This is a genomic window from uncultured Solobacterium sp. (assembly GCF_963517755.1).
In the GTDB taxonomy this organism is placed as follows: domain Bacteria; phylum Bacillota_I; class Bacilli_A; order Erysipelotrichales; family Erysipelotrichaceae; genus Bulleidia.
The window spans coordinates 97,997-119,502 of record NZ_CAUQGG010000003.1 but is presented as its reverse complement, the minus strand read 5'-3'; the positions used below and the strand labels follow the sequence as shown (position 1 = coordinate 119,502).

Genomic DNA, 21,506 nt, shown 5'->3' with positions numbered 1-21,506 from the left:
GCCATTCATGATATTAGCATAAAACCCTATAGAAGTATAGGGTTTTATACAATTTTTCTATCATAAACAGCATCCCTGCTTATTCCCTCAATTATTCCTCTAACGCAATAGTCTTATCTTTCAACTTTACTATTCTGTTCGCATAACGTTGAAGATTTTTATTGTGTGAAATAATTAATACTATTTTATTTTTGAGTACTGGTAAAATTTCATCAAAAGCTTTCGTCTCTGTATCAGCGTCCATCGAACTTGTTACTTCATCCAAGATGATAACATCCATATCTTTACAATTAGAAATTAATCTTCCTAATACAATTTTCTGCTTGTCACCACCAGATAGATTTGTTCCATCAGACGTGAGTTTTAGATTTTCTTTGCCGACAAATTTATCAAAAAATGACATTTTTTCGTATTCTTGATTTGCATCACCATTTAATTCAATATTATCTTTTACCGTGCCATTAAAAATGGAATTCATTTGTGATATATATGCCACTCTCTTTCGCAGTGAAGATAAAAGGATTTTCTTTTGTTCAATACCATTGAAGAAAATATTGTCCGCATCCACAAAACCCATTAATGATTTTACAAAGCTTGATTTTCCAGTTCCAGTTTCTCCAGAAATAAATACAATATCTCCTTGGTTAAATGTCATATTTATATTTTGGATCAAGATATTCTTTTTGTATTGAATTGTTGTTCCTTTAAATTCAATGTTTTTAATATGATCAATTTCATCTCCACCCATTCTCTCTAAATTATTTTCAATATCATTTTTCAAGAATTCAAAAGAAGCATTCACATCTTTCATATTTACATTTAATGACATCAAATCATTAAATGCTTCAAAACAAATAACAATAATCATGATATCAAACAGGAACATTGACATATCTATACTATTATTCGCAAGTAAGATTGCTAATACCAAGTACATGACATACTGAAGATTTGTAATAATACTATTTAAAACATAATAGAAATTTCCTGCATATGTATTGATATCTGTTGTTACACGATGAATATCATGTACATTTTGATTTAGGATACTTTGTATTTTGCTCGAACTACCAAAATGTTTAATAAATTCAACGTTATTAAAAATAGAAATATTATCTGCAAAGCGTGAAGCACACACATCTTGAAGTATCTTACTTTTCTTAGATAGCTGAATATTTAGAACTTTGTATCCGTTATACTGAATTACTAGCAACAATCCCAGTATTCCGATTAATAATAAACTATCTTTACCAATCAATACCAAGCACAAAATAATCGTTAAGATTGTTTTAATATAATATGGAATTGTCGTAAGGATAAAATCAGCAAACTGATATACTGCTGTACCAATTCTCTCAATATAGTATGCAGCACCTTTTTCATTGTATTTTTGACATACTACCATTGTTAATTCATTGAAAATTTCCATGTTGATATTCTGCTTATATTTTATAATCGCACTTTTCTTAATTTGAATGATTAGTAGATTAATTAGCAGTGTAACAACGATAATCACAAAAATAATCAGATATTTTTTGATTTCTAAATCGCCATCAATTACCTTCGAAACTGTAATTGGTAGTACGAATGCTAATAAGGCTTGAATAATAACAAGAATTGTAATTACACCAACATATCTACCATTATCCTTAATTAGCCGAAATACATTTTTCAATTTCATAAAAATATTCCCCCTAAACACTATTCAAAATTAGTTTTATCTAGCAACCCTTCTTTATAAAAGATTTTAGTACCAAATCTTATATATATATATATATATATTTTCCAATATTATTTTTAAAAATATTAAATTTTTTACTTAATATTTGAAAATATTTTCATTATTATCGATATATTTTGAAGGATATTTGATATTTTTAAGAATAGTGAGACCCTATAATTTATTACAAAAAAGATGACTATACCTAAATACTAGTATCAGTATTCTATAGTCATCTCTATCGAATCACAATATATTCTTACAACAAACTCTTCGCTAGTTTTACTGCGATATCGAAATATAGGAATCTTGCATTACTTTCGTTATTTCCAAGGATACGTGGTGCCCACTCTAACTTACTTAGATCATCTGCAGTATAGAGGAATTGATATAACTCATATCCTCTAAAATCTGTTACCGCCTGTAACGCTGCACATTCCATTTCTACACAGATACAACCTTCTTCAACACGCTTATTTTTCTGATTCACTGTCTCACGATAGAAACAATCTGTTGTCCATGTTTTACCAAAGATATAATCAACACCTAGTTCATCGAATAGTTTTGCAATTACATTTGCATTCTTCACACTAATATAATCGCTTGCTGGAGCGTAGTGATAACTGACACCTTCATCACGATAGGCATGCGTAGGAATAATACAATCTCCCTCTGGGATTTGTACTAGTGCACCACATGAGCCAAAGATAATAAACTTCTTTACACCGAAGATAACTGAAATTTCTTCAATGAGTCCACTAGCGCCAACTGCACCTACTTCATTTTGATAGATACCGATAGTTGTATCTTTATAACGGTATACCGCATGCTTTCCACTGGCAGATCCTGGCATCTTTTCCATAGGCAGTTTAGTTAAATCTCCAGAAGAGATTAATTCATTCATCACCTTGTGCGAGAAGATACCGATACAAACATCTAACGTTACCGAACTTCTTGGTAACAATTTTTCTGGCGAAATGAATACATCGCTAGTATCAAATGAATCTGTAATCATATTTACCTCTTTCTTATTTTGCACTCTTGGAGTGTGGATGTGCTTCATCCACAACTTTGCGGAGTCGATCTTGTGTTACGTGGGTGTAGATTTGTGTTGTACCAAGATTTTCATGACCGAGTAATTCTTGTACGATACGTAAATCTGCACCATTATCCAACATATGTGTCGCAAAGCTATGACGTATCATATGGGGATGGATATGAATCGAAAGATTTACGTCTTCCCCTGCTTTTTCACAGATGAGCTGAATACTTCTAGCAGAGATTGGTCTACCATTTTGATTCACAAAGAGAATATCGTGTTCCGCAGTCTTCTCCATGAATATCCCTCTTGCATTATTCAAATAGTATTGGATGAGCTGTTTACATCTTGGATAGAATGGAACCATTCTTTCTTTACTCTCTTTACCAAGTACCGTTAAGAAACCTTCCGCTAGATTGATGGATGATATTTTTAAACCTGCACATTCACTGACACGTAAACCACATGCATACATGACTTCGATGATACATCGATTGCGTATCTGTACAGGATTATGTAAATCAAATTGATTTAACATTGTTTCCATTTGGTCGAACGTTAAAAATTCAGGTAGCTTACGACGGATAGAACCTCCCTTAAAGATGCGTACTGGATTGGCTTTGATTCCTTCAAAGCGATTCAAGTATCGATAAAAAGATTTTAGAGAAGAGAGATTTCGAGCATAGCTACTATTGGAAAGTGGCTTACCACCAATTTCGCCGTCTCTTAATTGTGTAAAGTAATCACTGACATCTGTTTTTGTGACATGCTCAAAAGAATCGATGTGATGTTCGCGAAGATATTCTAGAAATCTCTCTACATCACGACGATATGCATTTTCTGTATCTTTCGATCCCGTGCGAACACGGGCAATCTGTCGCAAGAAACGATCCAATGATTTCTCAAAGTCCATTCTTCTCTTTTAACTCCTGAATGATTTTTAAAGCCTGTGGAGCGTAGGCAGCTTTACGATCTTTCTTCTTCACTTCACCTTCTAGATGCATAATACCAAAGTTTGCGTTCATTGGTTGGAAGTGATTTGGATCTGCGTGCGTAATATAATGTGCCATTGCGCCCATCATTGTATTTACACCAAGTACCACTGGTTCTTCACCCTTTAGTACATGGGCCATATTAATACCTGCTAGCATTCCTGATGCAGCGGATTCTATATATCCTTCGACACCTGTCATTTGTCCTGCAAAGAACAAGTCATCTCTATCTTTGAACTGATAAGTTTCGCGTAGATAGATTGGTGAGCAGATATATGTATTTCGATGCATAACGCCATAGCGTACAATTTCTGCATTCTCAAGTCCTGGTATCATCTGAATAATACGTTTTTGTTCTCCCCATTTTAGGTGTGTTTGGAAACCGACAATATTGTACAAGGATGCTTGTGCGTTATCTTGACGTAACTGTACAACTGCGTAAGGACGCTTCTTACCTTCTTGTTCAAGTCCTACTGGTTTCATTGGACCAAAGAGTAAGGTATCTCTTCCACGTTTTGCCATGACTTCAAATGGCATACATCCTTCAAAGAATACTTCTTTCTCAAAGGCGTGTACTTCGGCTGTTTCTGCTTGGATTAATTCCATATAGAAAGCATCGAATTCTTCGCGTGTCATAGGACAGTTGATATAATCTGCCTCACCCTTATCGTAACGTGACTTCTTATAGGCTTTATCAAAGTTGATAGATTCTGCTGTTACGATTGGGGCTGCCGCATCATAGAAATAACAATAACGATCATCAATTAAAGTACCGATGGCTTTCATCATTCCTTCTGAACTTAATGGTCCTGTTGCGATAATAGTTGGCCCATCAGGAATCTTCGTTACCTCTTCCGCAATCACTTCAATATTTGGATGATTGCGTACAATCTCTGTAACCTCCCTAGCAAACTTTTCACGGTCTACTGCTAGAGCACTACCTGCTGGCACCTTATTGTTATCAGCTGCTTGCATAATCAATGAGCCAATCTGACGCATTTCCTCTTTCAAAACACCGACCGCATTTGTAAGTGCGTCAGAGCGTAATGAATTTGAACAAACTAATTCCGCAAAATCGTCACTGTGATGCGCTGGTGAATGTTTCACTGGCTTCATCTCATAGAGACGAACATGAAATCCTCTTTTGGCTAATTGATATGCGGCTTCACATCCTGCTAAGCCTGCACCGATCACTGTTACATCCATTGGTTATTCCTCGTTTTTCTTTGTACGTTTTGTTGTTGTCTTTTTGGTTGTCTTCTTAGCAGTCGTTTTCTTAGTGGCTGCTTTCTTTGTAGTCGTCTTCTTTGTCGTCTTTTTAACAGATGTCTTTGTTTCCTTTTCTGCCTTGACTTTATCCTTCTTGGAAACGATACGTTCCCCATCTAGATTCTCCATGTAATGACACTTAGGGAAGTTGGAACAACCTAGGAAGTATGTTCCATAACGACTCTTACGTTTTAGTAGTTCACTACCGCAATCAGGGCACATCTTACCTGTTGGTTCTGGCTTTTCTTTTTCTGGTTTATCAATTTGTCTTGTATATCGACACTTAGGGAAGTTTGAACAAGAGATAAACTTACCAAATCTACCGGTACGATAGACAAGTTCACCCCCACAATCTGGACAAGTTTCACCAACTTTTTCCAACTCCTTCTTTTCCATGTTTTCGTATGCATGTTCTAGGAGTGGTTGGAAACGATTATAGAATTCTTTTAGTGTTGTGACTTCTTCTGCCGTACCATCCGCAATTTCATCTAGTGTAGATTCCATCTTTGCGGTATAGCGAACATTGATAATATCTTGGAAGAATTCATCCAGTTTCTCTGTTGTTAGGATACCCTGTTCCGTTGGTTTAAATACTTTTGTACGACTGCTTTCAGAAGTCTTCTCTAATGTAACATAGCCCCTTGCTTGAATTGTATCGATGATCATCGCATATGTAGAAGGTCTACCGATTCCATCTTCTTCCAGTGCTTTGATTAACTTGGCTTCTGTATATCTTGCTGGTGGTTCTGTAAAGTGTTGGTTCGCTTTGAGTTCCTTCGCAGCGATTTGTTCTTGTTCTTCAAAAGATGGTAACACAACATCCTTACCAGATTCATATTCACCATATACCTTTAGGTAACCATCAAACTTCATCGTACTTCCAGACGCAGTAAAGTCATAACCATTCTGACTCAGTGTTAATGTAAGTGAATCATACTTCGCTGCAGACATCAAGGATGATAAAGCACGCGCATAAATTAATGCATATAACTTATATTGTTCACTTGTTAAGTGTGCCTTTAACTTTTCTGGGGTATTGGCAAGATTGGTTGGACGAATTGCTTCGTGAGCGTCTTGAGAATTTGCGTCATTACTTACATGGTAGGTACCTAAATATTGTTTCCCATATTCATTTTGAATCAGTTCTCTTGCACCATTTACATATACATCTGATAGACGTGTACTATCTGTACGCATATAAGTGATTAAACCTTCTTGACCATTTCCTACATCTACACCTTCATATAATCTTTGCGCAATTGACATTGTACGCTTTGCGGAGAATGAAAGTTTTGTAGAAGCTTCTTGTTGAAGTGTACTTGTAATAAAAGGTGGACGTGCTTCACGCTTACGTGTAGTAGACTTGATATTCGACACAATGAAATTACCCTGACATGCATCATATGCTTTCTGGGCATCTTGTTGTGTTTTTAATTCTGCTTTTTTACCATTTATCTTCGCAAGGCTTGCGAAAAAATCAATTTTATCCTTGTTAAACTTCGCATCCAATGTCCAGTATTCTTCCGGAACAAATGCTTGGATTTCTTTTTCGCGTTCAACAACTAACTTTAAAGCTACTGATTGTACGCGACCAGCAGACTTAGAGCGAATCTTATTATGTAATAGTTTTGATAACTTAAAACCGATAATACGGTCTAAGATACGTCTTGTTTCTTGGGAGTGCACAAGGTCCATATCAATTGCACGTGGAGATTGGAACGCTTCTTGTACTGCATTTTTTGTGATTTCATGGAACGTAACACGATCGATTGCGTCTTCATCTAGTCCTAACTCTTGAGCCAAATGCCAACTGATAGCTTCTCCTTCACGGTCCGGGTCGGTTGCTAGATAGACACGTTTTGCTTTGGCAGCTTCTGCGCGCAGTTCTTTGACGGTTTCTTTTTTATCCTTTGATATCTCATAAGTTGGCGCAAAATCATTTTCAACGTCAACACCAAGACCTTCTTTTCCTCGTGTTGCAAGATCTCGAATATGTCCTTTACTAGAAATAACGGTATAGTCTTTTCCTAGGTATTTGCCAATTGTCTTTGACTTTGATGGTGACTCCACAATCACTAAGTTTTTCATGTTTGTTCCTCCTTGTGCAAAATTCTTTTCCAAGAATAGCCGAAAAATTCTGATTTTTCAATCATCTTTTTTCGGAATCATCTCTTTTATCTGTATCGTATCGTATAAAATCTGTGCTCCATCCGCAATTAATTTGTTACAACCCATCCCTTGTTCACTGCGATAAAGATGTGGAAAAACATAGATCTCTTTATCTAATGAGATAGCTTCATTTACAGTGCACATCGTACCAGAACGTATCTTAGCTGCAATCACAATCACACTTTCCCCAAGTGCTGCTAAAATGCGATTGCGCCATGGAAAGTGATGCTTACGTACACCAGTACCAGATGGATATTCACTTAATATTAAATCTGTTTTCTGTAACTGCTGATAGAGATGTTCATTTTCATATGGATAGTGAATATCTAAGCCACTACCGATAACCGCAATCGTATGACCACCTTGTATTGCCATAGTATGTACATATCCATCGACACCTTTGGCAAGTCCAGAAACTAACACAAAACGATCTTTTAAGTGCGTTACACTTTCTTCGACTAACCACCTTGCGTAACTGTTCATCTCACGACTACCGATTATCGTTAGCATAGGTTTACGCAACAACGAAATATTTCCACAATAAAATAAAACCCATGGAGGAAAGCGTAATTTTCGTAAACTATCGGGATACTCACTGTCGTAAATTGTAATATACGAGTCTTTGATTGGAATGTCAATTGCTTGTACATCATCTTGTAAAGCTTTCGCAATTTTATCCCAATCTCCTTGGTACATTACTGATAGTGTAGCTAATTTTTTTCTTTTGTCCATACAAAAACTCTCCTACCTATTTATAGAAGAGTTTCTTGATTGTTCCCTAGAACAATTTTATCTTCATGTATTCTTCCCTAACAGGGCCAAAACTCTTGCGGTGAATCTTGGTTACTCCATAAGTATGTAAGGCCTCCATATGTTGCTTAGTTGGATAGCCTTTGTGTTTAGCAAAGCCATACTCTGGATATTCTTTATCGTACTCTTGCATTGCACGATCTCTTGTGACCTTCGCAAGGATACTTGCGGCTGCGATAGAGATAGATTTTTGATCGCCCTTTACCAGTGGAATGATTTCTCTTCCTTCAATCAGCAATGGCATCGCATCTGTTAAAACAACTTCCGCGTTAGAATGGATAGCAATTTGTTCCATTGCGAGTTGGTCTGCACGATATATATTGTATTTATCAATATCTTCTGGTGATACCTGGATGATTTCAAACCAAAGCGCATCCTCTTGAATCTGCTCAAATAACGTATCTCGTTTCTTTTCACTGATGGATTTGGAATCGTAGATATCTGGATTTTCATATCCGATTGGAAAGATGACACCTGCAACTGTTAACGGTCCAGCAAGCGGGCCTCTTCCCGCTTCATCAATCCCAACTATCAATTTTTCTAACAGCCAATATTGATGTTCATATTCATTCGGACAGACTTTCTGACTCTTCATTTACTCTCTCCAATGTTAATCTACCCAATTTTCCATGGCGTAGTTCTGTTAAGAATAACTCCGCAGCACGCTTTACATCCAATTCGTTATCTGCTTTGCGTAAGTTCCTCTTTTTTGCGATCGCTTTTAACATGCCATTTGGATTCACTTCACCACTTTCATAAATATCTTCCAATAGATTTGGATAAAGATCTTGAATATAGTGAATGGCATCCATGGCTACCATCTTGCGGTCTAAAATATCATCATTGATAGAACCAAGTGCCGCAAGCAAGGAACCTGTCTTTTCATCATCAAACTTAGGCCATAGTACACCTGGTGTATCTAATAAATCTAAGTTTGGATCAGCGTGTAACCACGTTAAGGAGCGTGTGACACCCGGTTTATCTGCTGCCTTTAATGAGTTCTTTCCATTGATACGATTAATCATCGTAGACTTACCAACATTAGGAATACCACAAGCCATCGCACGGACTGCACGTGGGCGTATTCCTCTCGCAATCTGTTTCTGACGTTTTTCTTCCATTAATTTTATCGCTTCACGGATAATCTTTTTACCACACTGTGAATCTTTCATTAAATCCAATGCTAGACATGCATTTTCGCCTTGGTTTAGATATTCTACCCATTTTTTTGTCTGAACTGGGTCTGCCATGTCAATTTTTGATAGAACAATTAAGCGAGGTTTCCCCTGTGCCATCTGCTTTAACATCGGATTGACAGATGCCTCAGGAATTCTAGCATCGCGCAACTCTATCAACATATCAACTGACTTCAAACGCTCCGTCATCTCACGACGAGCTTTCTCCATATGTCCTGGATACCAGTTGATTACTGTTTTATTAAACCCTTTTTCTTCGTTCATTTGGATCAACTCCTTTTTAAAATTATTAAAATTATGGCATAAAAAAGGCAGATTTTGTACTAATCTGTCTAAATTTATGTCAATTATTAGGGGTTTAAATCCTACGTAATCAATTTTTTATATAAACGCTAGGTCATATGGCCAATCATAATATTAAAACATTACAATCATTTTTATTTTATAATTTCTTGTATAAAATTATTTCTAATGGTTCATTAGGTAATAATAATGCACCACTATCAACATATCCTATTTTTCTATAAAAAAAATTGTGCTTCTTCGTTTGATTGAGTTGAAGTAAGAACAAATTCGTAGTTTTTTTGTTTCATTTCATTTTACCAAAATATAACTAATCGACTACCGTCCCTTTACCTCTTTCATTATCAAGAAGATATAACATATTCATGAATGGTGTATTATCCCAAAACAAATTATATCTTAGCCATCCAACAAATTTATCGTCTTCATACATTACTATTACTCTTTAAGTTTAATTATATTCGCTAATTCTTCTTTAGAAATATGTTTGTCATATTTTGATATTATTTCAATATCATTTTCATTAGCATATCTAATCATATTATTCACCTCTTTTATCAAAGATTTGCGTTAATTTTTTTATTTGTTCATTTATCATATCATTATCATGTATTTCGTCAGCATATATTATTCCATCATAAGGTGGTCTTATAATATGAAAATCTCTTATTCTATGTTCAAAATAATTATCCTTATGTCCTGTATATTTTTTAAATAATTTATTATAAAAATCAACATCGCATATATAAGCCCAAATTAAATCATATGCTGGATCAAATACCATTAAATCTCCAAAATCAATTATTCCTACTCCATCACTTGTAATAATTATATGATCTTCACTCAAATCTCCATGTACTAATGTTGGTCCGTAATTATGCATTGATTCATCATTGAAAAAAATGTTGAATAATTGAATTGTTTTCTCTTTCAAATTATGATCAAAATATTTAAAGCATATCTTTTGTACTCTATCAAACAAATCTTTATACCACTCAATTGAATTAACTGGTTCTAATCCTAATTCTTTATAATCAACACTATGTAATACATTTAAAAATATAGCCATGTTATTTAATATATTATCTTTTTTTGATTCATCTAATGAATTAAATACATCTTCTGTTAGAAAGTTACCTTGAATCATTTCATATCCAACAAAAGGATAATCATCATTTAAACTACTATAGATATATTTTGGAACTTTTATATTAATTGGTAATTTTTTATTTAGTATTTTTAATATTTTATATTCTTTATTAACTGCTTTATAAGCTTCATCATTTCTTGGAAATCTAAAAAGATATTTATTATCAACTTTAATTGCAAAATTAGTCCAACCAGAGTTATCACTTTTAAATTGACTATTCACTAATTCAGGATACCTATCTACTATTACTTTCTTACCTGTTTCAAAATCATTAACATATATCATTTTTTCAACTCATTTATTTCTAGGGGGGGTTAACTTCTGTAACCGCCTTATTAATTCTTATACTATTTTTCACTAAAAATAGTCATTTTTAATTAATTTTTATCTATTTTAACATATTTTTATATAAAACATGTAAGATGTCATTTTGAGTTTTCCCTTATTTTGCAATGCTTTCTAAAGGGGTTTAAATTAATTATAATCAACCACTGAATCTTTACCATGTGTATACTCCAAATGCCTTAAATGGATAGATTACAAACACACCCTTAGATACAATGTCAGATTTGTGGAATGCGCCATAGTAGCGAGAGTCAGAAGAATGCGGACGATTATCTCCCATACAGAAATATTCATCCTCTCCAAGTTTCTCTGTCTTAAAATCACTAGTGAATGTACCAGGATAAGTACTCGTATAAGACTTATCTAAGAACGGTTCTTCTACCGGTTCTCCATTTATATATAGTTGGTTATTACGATATTCGACTGTCTCACCAGGTAAGCCAATGACACGCTTGATGAGATATTCTTTCTTTTCTGCTAAATAAACAATGACAATATCAAAACGTTTTAATCCAGTTAAGCGATAACCAAGTAAATCTGAGAAGCCAAAATAACCATCTTCTAGCGTGTTATACATGGAACTTCCCTTTACCTGTATTGGTCTTACAACAAAGTTCACAACAATTAATACCACCGCAAAAGAAATAAATACTTCTTTCAAGAATGAAAAAAGTGTACTTTCTTCCTTATCATCTTTCTTCTTTGGTTGGTTTTGTTCATTTCTGATTTTTTCCATATCGATGACAGTTGTCTCATCTGTCAATCGTTCCATAACTCTTGTTTCATCAAGCATTTCTTGATCTTTATTCATATCCGTATTCATATCATGTACCTACTATTGAGTATTATATCAAAAAAAGAGAGAATAATTTCTCTCTTTGTAGACTACTTACGACGATCTTCCTTGATACGAGCGTTCTTAGCAGATAATCCCTTGAGGTAGCCAAGCTTAGCTCTACGAACCTTACCGTAACGAACTACTTCAATCTTTTCGATGATTGGTGAATGAACTGGGAATGTTCTCTGTACACCTACACCGTTGGAAATCTTACGAACTGTGAATGTTGCGCCGATACCACCGTTAGAACGATCAACTACAACACCTTCATAAGCCTGAATACGTGTCTTCTGACCTTCCTTGATACGTACGTTAACCTTAACTGTGTCACCTGACTTGAAATCAGGAACATCTGTACGTAGCTGACTCTTTGTAATCTTTTCTACTAAATTCAACTTCATTTTCTTTTCTCCTTTTACGATTGATCAGCTGCTCATGAACCTAAACCATATCAGCGGAACAGTGACGCACTACATGTGCCGTTAAATGATACCATAAGCTGCAATTCTTCGCAAGATTTTATTTCTTTACAGAAGTTGTATGAAAATGACACCAAACGTTATATGCCACAAAGACGATGATTGCGGCCACAATAAAGATAAATACCTCTACTAGAATAATACTTTCAATTTGACTACGTAAAAGAACAGTTCCTGCATCCATCACAAAATGGAAGAGTAATGCCAGAAAGAAATATCTCTTGTGCTTAAACTTCACTGCAAACCAAACGAGTACAGACAAAGACACTTGTGCCATTAAGGCAGATATACGTTCTACGCCACTTAATAAGAATACATAAGATGGTGTAGTCGATAGTGTTTGCATCGCTAACTGCATCTTTGCAAGTGTAGTAGAATCCAATTGACTAAGTGTATCACCAATTGTGCCTTTGTTCATCATGATAGAAATTGTAATGTAGTTTAACATCATGAAACCTACAATCATGATTGCTTCACATCCACCATGACCTACACCATACATGAGTGCATTAGAATCATTTCCCATACGGTTCTTCAATATCGTACGATATGCAATCCATCTTCCGCATTCTTCGAATACAGCCGCCATTAAACCTCCATAGACTGCATATAAAACCTTGTTATTACGAATAGTTTCGCCAATTGTGCTCTTAAAGATTGTTTGATTGACTGCTGCTTCTAGTGTAAATACAAACACAAACATCACCGCAATACCCACAATCATCGGAATAAACTCCCCCTTCTTCTTGTGAAAATACAACACCAAAAGAATTGGTAAGCCAAATGCAATCACACATGAAACAATCATGCATGCAATGGTTAAATCAGGAACCGTTAAATTCATTGCTCTTCCTCCATTATCCACCCAAAGTGGACACATGCTTTATAGATTCCATCGTTAACATTTGAATCCGTCACATAATTCGCGAGTTCCTTTAATGGCGGATATGCGTTTCCCATAGCGATGGAAGTCCATCTTTTATCAAACATAACTATATCATTTTTTCCATCTCCAAACACAACAACATCACTTGGATCTGCATGTAGATACTGCATCATATCTAAGATTCCATCTTTTTTCTTATCATGCTGGAATACACAATATGTTTTAGCCATACGTAAATGACCAATCTCGTCTACCCATGGATTTTCTCGTTCATACGCATCATCAAATGCTAAGTATACCTTTAGGATATTTGGAATCTTTGTATAATCCAAATTTGGTTCATAGATATAGGTTGTAAGTTCCTTTCGTAAGCCTGCTTGTTCAAGGAAACGATAGTCACGCATGTATACTTTATCACTATCCTCTAACATCAAAAGCCAACCGATATTCTCTTTGTCCGCATGTTTTAATAGTTCCTGTACTTTTTCAAACGGAAGTGGCTCATTTTTTATGATTTTATGTTGATATTCAAGGCATCCACCACCTGCACATACAATATTATGAATCCCTATCTGATTGGTAAACGAAACTGTCTTGTAGTGTGCTCTACCAGTTGCGATTGACACAAAATGACCGTTCTTTTCTAATTGATGTAGTGCAACCTTCGCACTTGGTACAATGCGATGTGTTGCATCATCCGTTAATGTGCCATCGATATCAAAGAAGAAGTATTTCTTTTGATTACTCATACTTTATCCACTCACTTTGAATTTGATTTTCATTTTTAGAAATAACATTGACACCATCAATAATATCAACCTTTGTACATAGCCAGAAATCCTCTTCTGGAAATTGCGGTTTATTTGGATCAAAGAACTTGGCACCTTCTTGTTGTTTCAGAAGATCCACTCTTTCTTGTAAGTCATCAAGCGTACGATTTTCTAATAACGCCTTTAGATAGTCGGCGCACAAGGCATCCTCTTCCGTCTCAATCTTTCCTTCCCAACCCATCGGTACAATTGATACCACCTCTGGATTTTGTTCAAAAATATACTTTGCGGTCGCCTTCGCATTAACAAGAGCTCCTGTTACAATCTGGCTTGCATTCACTGCGGAAGCGAGTCCTAAAACACCAGCACTGGTTGTATGTATTAAGGTCTTTCCACTAAGGTCTACTCCTACAAACTCACTTGGAGAATTACCATAGTCAAAACCTTCAACTTTAATACCTTTTCTTTCCCCAACAAGGATATAAGATGAATTCTCTTTCTTCAGTGCTAATGCGTCTTCCACCGTCTTAACAGGTATTACTTTCTTTGCGCCACTTGCGTACATGTATGCTTCTAAACTAAATGCACGAAAGACATCAATGATGACAGTTAAGCCAGTAGCTTTCTGTGCGCCTGTTACAAGTGGTAAGATTTGAATTTCCATATTTTAATTTCCTCCAATCCTTTTAGCTGGTGCTTGCGAAATATAGTTATCAAGGATATTATATTGAATAAAGGAGATGGCAAAATGAACGAACAAAAGCTCATTTACCCATTTGATTACCTACATCATCGCGTAGCGACAGTTGCCTTATATGGCACCAACAACCCATTGGTCGTTGTTGGCAACCTAGTTCTACGTACTTATTATACAGATGATACGAAGAAAAATGTTGATATTGATCACACTTCTGAGTACGTAATGGATGCGGTATTTTACGAAACAAATAAAGTCATTCGAGAGTCTTTAGACGATCCATATAACGGTAAGCGTGAACTCGTTGAAGTGCCAATGCCACAGCTTGGCCCAGGATATTGTGTCATTTACAATGAAGCTGAAATTCCATCTCAACGACATGACGATTTTATTACAATTCTCGGTCATTTGGAAGATGACCCTCATGGTGTTGCGATTATCATGAAGCGTTTAGAAGATGGTTCATTAACTTGGCTTGGTGAAAAAGAAGCCAGAAAATTAGCCGCAAAAATGCGATAAGGTCCTAGTATTAGGACCTTATTTTTTATTCAAATTCTTCTTTTAATGCAGGGTTCTTTTCAAATGCATGTGCCACATAAGAACATTCAGGTACAATCTTTACCTTCTTTTCTCTTGCATGTTCTAATACACAATCTAAAAGCTTACCAGCAATACCCTGCCCCTTCATAGATGGATCAACAACAGTATGGTTTAATACCCACTTCCCATCCTTTTCATAATACTCGCAAAGACCTACTTCTTTGCCTTCATCGTTATAGGCTTTTGCGCCATTTTCTTCAAAACGAATTTCCATAAAGTTCTCCTATTCTTGTTCTATTATACTCAATTTACAAGAAATACTGGAATAGATGTTGTGACATTCTTCTGTGGTGATAAACGGAAGTATGTTTTTTGTTTTGCTTTGTTACAAAGCTTGAGTGCATATGCAGTCACCGCTAAGGCAAAACGGCAATACCAAATTTGCACATCGACTTCATTTAATCCAATCTGTTGTGCTAGCATTGCGGCTTCCTTGTTATAGTAATACCCATTTAACAACGCAACCCACTGTTCTGGGCTTAGATTATTTTTCTCACTGTGATATTGTTCATAGGCAAACTCTCGTAATGCAGTGTGTAATGTTTTCTGTTTCATAAAGAAATCCTCCTGGCATTATCGTAACTGGCAGGAGGATTATTGTTGTGTACATAAATGCACTTTAATGAAACATTGTCAGATAGTTTAAAACAAAGATATAGTGACAAAGACTTCCCAGTAATACAAAACAATGGAAAATCTCATGATTACCAAAAGACTTACTAGCTAAAAGCTTTGGTTTTAACGCATAGATAACTGCACCTATCGTATAGGCAATCCCACCTGCTAGTAACCACGCAAATGCATGTGCAGATACTGCACTTAATATCTGTGGTAAAAACATAATACAAAGCCAACCCATTAGCGAATACATCACTGAGGATACCCACTTCGGACAAGTTACCCAGAATACCTTAAAGACAATCCCTGCAATTGCGATAATCCAAATCATCGTCAATAACATTGGCCCTACCGTATCCTTTAAGGCTGTTAAACAAATTGGTGTATAGCTTCCAGCAATTAAGATAAAAATGGAAGAGTGATCAATCTTTTTTAGAATCATATCTACATGATTTGATACATGGAAACTATGATAGCTGGCAGAGGCTCCATACAATAAAATCATACTTAACATAAAAATCATGAAGCTGATCATCGAAAGAAATGATGCTTGATAGGATGCTGCTTTGATTAGTAATATTGGCATGCCTATAATCGCAACCACCATTCCAATAAAGTGTGTTACTGCACTCCAAAAATCCTTAATACGAAATACAAATATTTCTTTTTCCTGGCTGATTGTCATATTTTTATATGTCATACATCAGCACCTCCATTCTCAAAAACTGATAATCGGTTTTTCATTAACCTATATACATATTATCGGTTATTCAAAAACCCGTCAAGAGTTATAGTATATCGTTGACGAGTTCTTTACTTACATATAAACTTAAATTATGAAAACAAATACAAATATTGAAAGCACCCTTCACGAATTTCGTTTACCAGCATATAACGAAATACCTGATGTCGGTCTTTATCTAGAGCAAGTCGCAAAATTCATCAATAGTTATTTCATAGAGTTTCCTGAGATGCAAGTTACTCCTTCCATGATTTCTAACTATGCAAAACAAAAACTCTTTGACCGTGTTAACAAGAAAACTTATACACGCAATCAAATCTCAATCTTACTATTTATTGTTTGTGCAAAAACCGTATTATCGATTGAAAATATTCGTTTAGCACTGCATGATTTCCATGAAGGAAATGATACAATGGAAGAACTATATCAGTACTGTAGCGAATCTCTTATGAGTACATTATCCTCTTTCTATCATCATGAACAAAGTGAAACACCTATCCTTCATGATGACAAGCACCCAATGTTAAACAATATCATTACCGCTGTTGCACATAAAATGTATCTAGAAAGATACTTCGCATCATTAAAAAAGAATTAATGGTCTACTATGCATAAATAAACCTTCAAAGTTCACTTGAGCTTTGAAGGTTTATTTTTCGAATAATGTAATAATCATTTTACCTGAACAACACCATCTTCAAAATCAATGACATGTTCAAAATTATTAATTATCTCTTCACTCACATTATGCGCAATAAATATAACCGTTTGATCTAGAGATGTTAAATATTTTATTATTTCTAGGTTCTTTGCCTTATCTAACGAATTTGTAGATTCATCAAATAAGATAATTTTATGACCATGGATAATCTCCCTGGCAATTGCTATTCTTTGATTTTGACCTCCAGATAAATTATTTCCATTTTTTTCAATTACTTGGTCATCATCAATTATAAATTCGTCAACTTGGCTATTTTTAATTGCTTTCTTATAGTGTAGTTCAGAGTATTCATTATCAAATAATGTAATATTATCTTTTAAACTAGCATTAAATATATGTGTTTTTTGAGTTACATATCCAATAGACTTATGTATAGTGTAGGCATTTAAATTTTTATAGTTATGGTCACCCAAATAAATCTCCCCAGAATAATTTTCTATACTTTTGCTTAACAAATTGAATAGAGTTGTTTTGCCTGTTCCTGATGGTCCAATTATGATATATTTCTCCCCAAACTTAAATTCTAAATTAATATCGTTTAATACCTTTTTATCACCATATGAAAAACTAAGATTTTTTATTTTAATATCATAATTTTCTATTTCTTTATTACTTTCATCAATCTTTTCAAATAGAACACAATTATCCTTTACTAGTCTATTAATCCCTTTGACCTTTACTATGTTATTTATGAATTTTGATAAATGAGAAAATAACATTCCAGATAAATTTCCCACCGATAATATCACACCTGGTATAACAATCTTAAAATATATTAATACTATTGCTAAAAGCATTAGCGAGTCTTGTCCTATTAAGCTACCAAAACTTGGGATAGTCTCAATTAGACTTGTAGTATTATTTATCTTATTTTTCTTCTGTTCATATATAAGATTTTCTTTATCTAATAACCTAGTTAGAATTCCTTTTTTGTTATATAAGTTCCATACAGAATATCCTTCTAAAAAGTCAGTTAAGTTTCTTAAATAATTTTCTGAATTTTGCGATCTTAACCTTTCATTTTCTTCTGATTTTTTCTTTAGTAATCTAGGCAAAATAAGGTTTAAGGAAAAAATCACTAAACTTGCTATTGCAATTCCCCAATGTAATATCATTAGTCCAACAAAAGCTGAAATAACATATAAAATTGCATCTATCAAGTTAAAGATTAATTCTATTGCGTTTTCAATTTGGTTTCCATCGTTATTTAGCTTTGAAATATATTCACTTTCTTGTATCCTAGATTCTGAATTTCTTATTATCTGTGTAATATATTCGCGATATTTTAAAGTGCCAAGCATCTTTACTTTGTTTTTTTTGATTGAATAAATATATTTAAAAGAATATGCAACTATATATAATCCCAAATTTAATAAAATCATATACATCGCTTCTATATACTTTCCATCTATTATTCTTTGTACAAATAGCGTTAATGACAAAGAAGCCGCAACAGAAAATATTGCAGCGATCATATTTAGAATAATGCAGTAGATTACATTCTTTTTTACAGTTCTAAATATATCAATCAGTTCCATAAACCGTCACCTCTTTAACTTTATGTTCAATGGCTGATTTCTCAATTATATTTACATAAATCAAAACTCATACGACTTCTTTTAGTCTCAAATTATTTTATTAACTGCATACGTTAAGATATGACTATCTTTTTTATCTCCAAATTATTATACTACTTCACACTATGTATATTTTTATACATCTAATTTTTTACCACAATTTGTACAGAAGATTGCGTCTTCTTCTAAGACTTCTGCACCGCATTCCTTACAAACTTTATGAGCAGGTTCTTTTACTTCTGCGGTATCATTTTCGATTGCAGTTGAGATTACTTGCGTATATCCTTCTGTTTCTACAGGATCTACCTTTGGTGCTTCTTCTAGAACAGGTTCTGTTTCAACTGGTTCTTCTTCAGTTGTTTCTTCCACCTTTTCTTCTGAACTTTCTTCGCCTTGTGTTTCTTCAACTGTATTAGTTGGAGTTGCTTCTGCTTCAGATTTTTCTCCAGTTTCAGAAGGAACTGTTTCCTCTGTCTTTACTTCCTCGACTGTAGATGTTTCCTTTTCCACTTCTTCAGTGTAGTCTTTCGCAAAAAGTGCCTTACGACGTACGAAGTAGATAATATTTAAACAGATATAGATAATAACTGCAATAAGCCATACAACCACAAATACAAGTAAAGGAATGTAGGACACAAAACTTGCTGGAACTTTAATTCCAAAGTTTACTAGGTATCCCAATACAACCGTTGATACTGTACTTGGTGGTAGGTACATGAGTGCCATAACCATCACACCACCGCAGATGACATACATGATAACTAAGTAAAGATTCCATAATACTGTGGAAAATCCTTCCCACTTGATGAGTCCTCTTTCAATTTCAAATACCCAATACACTAAGATAATTAGTGCTAACAAAACAGAAAGAATTGGCCAGAAAGCAGAACCCAAATGATTTGCCGAATAGCCATAGATATTGAGAATAGGTGCTAGTAAATGCGGTAACATATCCGTTCCAAACAGTTCCATCAAGATACTAACAAATATAAAAATATAAAATAGAATCTGTACTGGTAAAATGAAAAACTTTAGAAAATTCAGCCACTTTAGTGGTGTTTTTTTACGTGAAGTATATTTCATATATATGGTCCCCTTTTTATCTATTATACGTCAATCCCCAAAAAAGAGAGTAGCATTTACTCTCTTCCTGTGTGAACTATCGTTGTTTATTGAAACAATTATTTATTCTGTTTACTTTCTACATCACAATACTTGCAGAGGTATTTACCACTTGTTTCATCTGCTAGATAGAACACATGTGGTATCTCACGTTCTACAGATGTAATACATCTTGGGTTTTGGCATTTGATTACATTGACAAGCTCTTTTGGTAGTTGTAGATGATCCTTGCTAGAAAGAACCCCATCGACAACTTTATTAACTGTGATGTTTGGATCAATAAAGCCAAGAATATCTAAGTCCAAATCAATCATAGAATCGATTTTGATAATATCCTTCTTACCATATTTTCTAGATACTACATTTTGAATAATCGCAACGGAACAATCCAGTTTTTCTAATTGTAATAAGCTATAGATTTCCATTGATTTACCAGCCTTGATATGATCTAGTACAATACCTGTTTTTACACCATCGATATTCATTATTGGACCTCCTTAACGATGTTGAGAAGATTTAAGATTAGAGCCATGCGAATGTATTTACCACAGAGTGCTTGTCTAAAGTAGGCAGCGCGTGGGTCATCATCGACTTCGACTGATATTTCATTTACTCTTGGAAGTGGATGTAAGATTGCCATATCTTTCTTTGCATTTGCAAGTTTATCCATATTCAAGATATAAGTATCCTTTAAGCGAATGTAATCTTCTTCGTTGAAGAATCTTTCACGCTGTACTCTTGTCATATATAAGATATCTAACTCAGGCATAACTGCTTCCATCGTTTCTACTTGCTTATATTCAGCCCCTGCCTTTTCAAGCATATCAATAATGTACTGTGGTACTCGTAATTCTGGTGGAGCGATTAGTACAAACTTTACATTCTCATACCGTAACATCGCTTCGATTAAGGAGTGAACGGTTCTTCCAAACTTTAAGTCGCCACATAACCCTACTGTAAGGTTATTGAGTCTTCCCTTTTCTCTTGTAATGGTAAGAAGGTCTGTTAGTGTTTGGGTTGGATGATGATGTCCACCATCACCACCATTGATGATAGGTACTGTTGTTCGTCTTGCGGCTACGATAGGTGCGCCTTCCTTTGGATGTCTCATGGCAATGATATCCGCATAACAACCTACCGTTCGAATCGTATCACTCACACTTTCCCCTTTTGAAGCGGAACTTGAGGAAGCTTCAGAGAAGCCCAATACAGAACCACCAAGTTCTAACATCGCTGCTTCAAAGCTGAGTCTTGTACGTGTACTTGGTTCAAAGAATAGCGTTGCCAGTTTCTTGCCCTTACAAATATCAATGTATTTGTCAGGGTTTGTCATGATATCTCCCGCAACTTTTATCATTTTATCGATTTCTTCTACCGAAAAATCTGTGATGCTGATTAAATTTCTAATTTCCATTATGATTTCCTTTCATCAATGATTCATCACTACAGTTGTTTCCTAAATC

Annotated in this window: 23 protein-coding genes; 2 read left to right on the top strand and 21 right to left on the bottom strand. The window is 34.7% G+C overall.

Annotation, left to right across the window (positions count from 1 at the left end; translation table 11 throughout):
* Positions 1-91: 91 nt before the first annotated feature.
* The 14 genes from RWM19_RS02905 to RWM19_RS02840 all read right to left on the bottom strand — a co-directional run bounded on the left by RWM19_RS02905 (position 92) and on the right by RWM19_RS02840 (position 14,630).
* Positions 92-1,681, bottom strand: coding sequence for an ABC transporter ATP-binding protein (locus RWM19_RS02905; protein ID WP_313983451.1), 1,590 nt, complete (start codon positions 1,679-1,681; stop codon positions 92-94).
* 298 nt (positions 1,682-1,979) lie between these two features.
* Positions 1,980-2,735, bottom strand: coding sequence for a nucleoside phosphorylase (locus RWM19_RS02900; protein WP_313983448.1), 756 nt, complete (start codon positions 2,733-2,735; stop codon positions 1,980-1,982).
* 13 nt (positions 2,736-2,748) lie between these two features.
* Positions 2,749-3,672: a tyrosine recombinase XerC gene (locus RWM19_RS02895; RefSeq protein WP_313983446.1), complete on the bottom strand. Its 924-nt coding sequence runs from the start codon at positions 3,670-3,672 to the stop codon at positions 2,749-2,751.
* Positions 3,662-4,957, bottom strand: a complete 1,296-nt coding sequence (trmFO, locus tag RWM19_RS02890; protein ID WP_313983442.1) for a methylenetetrahydrofolate--tRNA-(uracil(54)-C(5))-methyltransferase (FADH(2)-oxidizing) TrmFO — start codon at positions 4,955-4,957, stop codon at positions 3,662-3,664. Before trmFO ends, RWM19_RS02895 begins: the two co-directional genes overlap by 11 nt.
* A gap of 3 nt (positions 4,958-4,960) precedes the next feature.
* Positions 4,961-7,108, bottom strand: coding sequence for a type I DNA topoisomerase (gene topA, locus RWM19_RS02885; RefSeq protein ID WP_313983439.1), 2,148 nt, complete (start codon positions 7,106-7,108; stop codon positions 4,961-4,963).
* 57 nt (positions 7,109-7,165) lie between these two features.
* Positions 7,166-7,921, bottom strand: coding sequence for a DNA-processing protein DprA (locus RWM19_RS02880; RefSeq protein WP_313983437.1), 756 nt, complete (start codon positions 7,919-7,921; stop codon positions 7,166-7,168).
* A gap of 46 nt (positions 7,922-7,967) precedes the next feature.
* Positions 7,968-8,594, bottom strand: a complete 627-nt coding sequence (locus tag RWM19_RS02875) for a ribonuclease HII (RefSeq protein ID WP_313983434.1) — start codon at positions 8,592-8,594, stop codon at positions 7,968-7,970.
* Positions 8,566-9,459, bottom strand: coding sequence for a ribosome biogenesis GTPase YlqF (gene ylqF / locus RWM19_RS02870; protein WP_313983431.1), 894 nt, complete (start codon positions 9,457-9,459; stop codon positions 8,566-8,568). The genes RWM19_RS02875 and ylqF overlap by 29 nt, the downstream gene beginning before the upstream one ends.
* A gap of 580 nt (positions 9,460-10,039) precedes the next feature.
* Positions 10,040-10,933: an aminoglycoside phosphotransferase family protein gene (locus RWM19_RS02865; protein WP_313983428.1), complete on the bottom strand. Its 894-nt coding sequence runs from the start codon at positions 10,931-10,933 to the stop codon at positions 10,040-10,042.
* Between the two features lie 214 nt (positions 10,934-11,147).
* Positions 11,148-11,816 carry a signal peptidase I gene (gene lepB, locus RWM19_RS02860; protein ID WP_313983425.1) on the bottom strand — a complete coding sequence of 223 codons (669 nt, stop codon included), beginning with the start codon at positions 11,814-11,816 and terminating at the stop codon, positions 11,148-11,150.
* Between the two features lie 62 nt (positions 11,817-11,878).
* Complete coding sequence (gene rplS / locus RWM19_RS02855) at positions 11,879-12,232, bottom strand: 50S ribosomal protein L19 (protein ID WP_006525616.1); 354 nt, start codon at positions 12,230-12,232, stop codon at positions 11,879-11,881.
* A gap of 118 nt (positions 12,233-12,350) precedes the next feature.
* Positions 12,351-13,154: a YhfC family glutamic-type intramembrane protease gene (locus RWM19_RS02850; protein ID WP_313983420.1), complete on the bottom strand. Its 804-nt coding sequence runs from the start codon at positions 13,152-13,154 to the stop codon at positions 12,351-12,353.
* On the bottom strand, positions 13,151-13,945 hold the full coding sequence (locus RWM19_RS02845; protein ID WP_294022777.1) for a Cof-type HAD-IIB family hydrolase: 795 nt from the start codon (positions 13,943-13,945) through the stop codon (positions 13,151-13,153). Before RWM19_RS02845 ends, RWM19_RS02850 begins: the two co-directional genes overlap by 4 nt.
* Positions 13,938-14,630, bottom strand: a complete 693-nt coding sequence (locus RWM19_RS02840) for a 2-phosphosulfolactate phosphatase (protein ID WP_313983417.1) — start codon at positions 14,628-14,630, stop codon at positions 13,938-13,940. The genes RWM19_RS02845 and RWM19_RS02840 overlap by 8 nt, the downstream gene beginning before the upstream one ends.
* 84 nt (positions 14,631-14,714) lie before the next feature.
* Here RWM19_RS02840 and RWM19_RS02835 point away from each other — a divergent pair, with 84 nt between their 5' ends.
* Positions 14,715-15,182 carry a hypothetical protein gene (locus tag RWM19_RS02835; RefSeq protein WP_294021192.1) on the top strand — a complete coding sequence of 156 codons (468 nt, stop codon included), beginning with the start codon at positions 14,715-14,717 and terminating at the stop codon, positions 15,180-15,182.
* A 25-nt stretch (positions 15,183-15,207) separates the two neighbouring features.
* Here RWM19_RS02835 and RWM19_RS02830 read toward each other — a convergent pair whose 3' ends face one another.
* The 3 genes from RWM19_RS02830 to RWM19_RS02820 form a co-directional block, all read right to left on the bottom strand.
* Positions 15,208-15,477 carry a GNAT family N-acetyltransferase gene (locus RWM19_RS02830; protein ID WP_006525621.1) on the bottom strand — a complete coding sequence of 90 codons (270 nt, stop codon included), beginning with the start codon at positions 15,475-15,477 and terminating at the stop codon, positions 15,208-15,210.
* 29 nt (positions 15,478-15,506) lie between these two features.
* Positions 15,507-15,818 (bottom strand): hypothetical protein, encoded by a 312-nt coding sequence (locus tag RWM19_RS02825; RefSeq protein WP_313983413.1) that lies wholly within the window; start codon positions 15,816-15,818, stop codon positions 15,507-15,509.
* A 64-nt stretch (positions 15,819-15,882) separates the two neighbouring features.
* Complete coding sequence (locus RWM19_RS02820; protein ID WP_313983410.1) at positions 15,883-16,581, bottom strand: hemolysin III family protein; 699 nt, start codon at positions 16,579-16,581, stop codon at positions 15,883-15,885.
* 136 nt (positions 16,582-16,717) lie between these two features.
* Here RWM19_RS02820 and RWM19_RS02815 point away from each other — a divergent pair, with 136 nt between their 5' ends.
* On the top strand, positions 16,718-17,221 hold the full coding sequence (locus RWM19_RS02815; protein WP_313983407.1) for a DUF1836 domain-containing protein: 504 nt from the start codon (positions 16,718-16,720) through the stop codon (positions 17,219-17,221).
* A 74-nt stretch (positions 17,222-17,295) separates the two neighbouring features.
* Here RWM19_RS02815 and RWM19_RS02810 read toward each other — a convergent pair whose 3' ends face one another.
* The 4 genes from RWM19_RS02810 to pyrB all read right to left on the bottom strand — a co-directional run bounded on the left by RWM19_RS02810 (position 17,296) and on the right by pyrB (position 21,457).
* Positions 17,296-18,882 carry an ABC transporter ATP-binding protein gene (locus tag RWM19_RS02810; protein WP_313983404.1) on the bottom strand — a complete coding sequence of 529 codons (1,587 nt, stop codon included), beginning with the start codon at positions 18,880-18,882 and terminating at the stop codon, positions 17,296-17,298.
* A 174-nt stretch (positions 18,883-19,056) separates the two neighbouring features.
* Complete coding sequence (locus RWM19_RS02805) at positions 19,057-20,004, bottom strand: zinc ribbon domain-containing protein (RefSeq protein ID WP_313983401.1); 948 nt, start codon at positions 20,002-20,004, stop codon at positions 19,057-19,059.
* Positions 20,005-20,102: 98 nt separating this feature from the next.
* Positions 20,103-20,528, bottom strand: a complete 426-nt coding sequence (locus RWM19_RS02800) for an aspartate carbamoyltransferase regulatory subunit (protein ID WP_313983399.1) — start codon at positions 20,526-20,528, stop codon at positions 20,103-20,105.
* The gene (pyrB, locus tag RWM19_RS02795) at positions 20,528-21,457 is read right to left on the bottom strand and encodes an aspartate carbamoyltransferase (RefSeq protein ID WP_313983396.1); all 930 of its coding nucleotides are present in this window, start codon (positions 21,455-21,457) and stop codon (positions 20,528-20,530) included. Before pyrB ends, RWM19_RS02800 begins: the two co-directional genes overlap by 1 nt.
* Positions 21,458-21,506 lie beyond the last annotated feature (49 nt).